Raw genomic sequence first — 2017 nt, forward strand, 5'->3', positions numbered from 1 at the left:
GGGACCGAGTTCGAGAAACGCGGTGGCGCCCGCCTCCACACACGCGGCAAGACAACTCGCCCACTCGACCGGCTCCGCGATCTGCCGCGCGAGCTTGTCGAGGCCCGTGTCGACATCGAGCACCGACGCGCCGTCGATCCCCGAGAACAGCCGCGTACCCGGCAGCGGCCGGCGCACGCGCGTCGCGGCCAGCGTCGCGCGGAAGGCCGGCACGGCCGCCGCGAGCCGGCGCGTATGCGACGCGATCCGCACGCAGACGGGCGCGACGCGCAGCGCGCCGGCATGCGTCGCGTCGTCGGCCACCGCATCGACATCGGCGTGCCGCCCCGCGACCACGAACGCATCGCCCGGGTTCGCGATCGCGATGGCCGCGTCGCGACCGTCGCACAGCTGCGCCAGTTGCGAACGCGTCAGGCCGCGCACGAACACCATCCGCTCGTCGCCACCGCTTGCGGCATCCATCGCGCGTGCACGCGCATCGGCCAGGTCGAGCGCGTCGTGCGGATCGATCATCCCCGCGACGCTCCACGAGCCGACCTCGCCGACGCTGTAGCCGGCGACGCAGCGCCGGCGCGGCCACACCGCATCGAGCAGCGCGGCCGCCGCGAGCGCCTGGACCGTGCAGAGGATCTGCGCGGCCCGGTTTTCCCGCAGCGCATCGGGCCCGGCCTGCCGGACCCAGGCGCGCGGATCGTCGCCGAGCAGCCGGCCCGCATGCGCGAACAATGCGTCGGCCTGCGGCGCCGACCCGGTCAGGTCGAACATGTCGGCGCGCTGCGCGCCTTGCCCCGAGCACAGGATGGCGAGCGTCATCGCGCGTGCCCTTCGGCTTCGAGCGCATCGACGAACACGCTCATCGCGAGCAGGTCGGCCGCCCCGCCCGGACTCAGCCGGCGCGCCACGAACGCACGATGCGCGGCCGCCCCGCGCAGCCGCCAGTCGGGCGCCCGCACGCCGCCGCGCGCGACGAAGGCACGGGCGGTCGCGCGGGCGAAATCGAGGCCGGCCTGCCCGCCCCGGTGCAGCAGATTCGTGTCGTCGAGCGCGGCGATCAGCGCGAAGCACGCGGCGACCCGCGCGGCTTCCGGATCGTCCGGCAAGTCGCGCTGGGCGCGGCGCAGCGCGGGCAAGCCGACCGCGTACACGGTCGGAAAGCCGTCGGCCGCCTCGCGACGCGCACCGCCCACACCGTAGCGGCGGCTCGCGCACTCGCCGTGGCTGTCCGGCAAACGCGGGCCGCCGAGGATCTCGACGCCCCAGCGGCGTGATACGAACGCGCCGAGCGTCATGCCGTCCGGCACCGCGCCCGGCAGCACGCGCCGGCCGGCGGCCGCGCACAGCAGCCCGAGCCCGAAGATCGCGCCGCGATGCGTATTGACGCCGCCGGTCGCGGCGAGCATCGCGTGCTCGGCACGCAGGCCGATCTTGCGCAGCACGGCCATGTCCGCGTCGCGGGCACCCGCATCGGCGAGTTCCGCGAAGTATGGCCGCAGCACGGCGGCGCTGCGCGCGAACGTCGCGGCATCCATGTCCGTATGACTGCCGGTGTCGACGTGACTGACGAGGCCCGGCTTCGGATAGGTGTCGATCTCGAGCACGAGGCTGCGCTCGGCCAGCGCCGCGATGCGTTCGGCATCGGACGGCGCCGCTACGCGGCAGGCAGCCCGTGCATTCATCGCGGGCCTCCGACGAAGGCGTCGGCGCGCATCAATTCGACCGCAATCGCGGTCTTCACCGCGACTTCGGGCAAGCGCGCGTGCAGTTCGCGCCAGTTGACACCCGCACCGTCGTCGCGCAGCAGCTCGCCGTCGATGCGCATCGGCGCGCGCGCGTCGATCGCCGCGAGACCGTCGAGCAACGGCGCAAGCGACACGGGGTCCGGTAGCGGCAACACGAGGTCGAGATCGGACGATGCGCTCAGGTAGGGCTCGCCCGTCAGCGCCTGCCACGCGAGGCTGCCGAACACGCGGCCCTGCACGCCGCAGCGCGCGCCGAGTGCATCGAGTTCGCGCAATGG

The 2017-nt window shown here is 74.1% G+C and carries 3 protein-coding genes; all 3 read right to left on the reverse strand.

Annotated features, from left to right (window positions below):
* Positions 1-813: acyltransferase domain-containing protein (locus tag H3O04_RS35135; protein ID WP_202589495.1), on the reverse strand; the 813-nt coding region annotated here is incomplete at its 3' end.
* The gene (mdcB, locus tag H3O04_RS35140) at positions 810-1676 is read right to left on the reverse strand and encodes a triphosphoribosyl-dephospho-CoA synthase MdcB (protein WP_077177971.1); all 867 of its coding nucleotides are present in this window, start codon (positions 1674-1676) and stop codon (positions 810-812) included. The genes H3O04_RS35135 and mdcB, both read right to left, overlap by 4 nt.
* Positions 1673-2017, reverse strand: a 345-nt coding sequence (gene mdcG, locus H3O04_RS35145; RefSeq protein WP_202589496.1) for a malonate decarboxylase holo-[acyl-carrier-protein] synthase, incomplete at its 5' end; no start/stop codon positions are given. The genes mdcG and mdcB, both read right to left, overlap by 4 nt.

Origin of the sequence: Burkholderia sp. KCJ3K979, assembly GCF_016759955.1 — a bacterium.
In the GTDB taxonomy this organism is placed as follows: Bacteria; Pseudomonadota; Gammaproteobacteria; order Burkholderiales; family Burkholderiaceae; genus Burkholderia; species Burkholderia orbicola.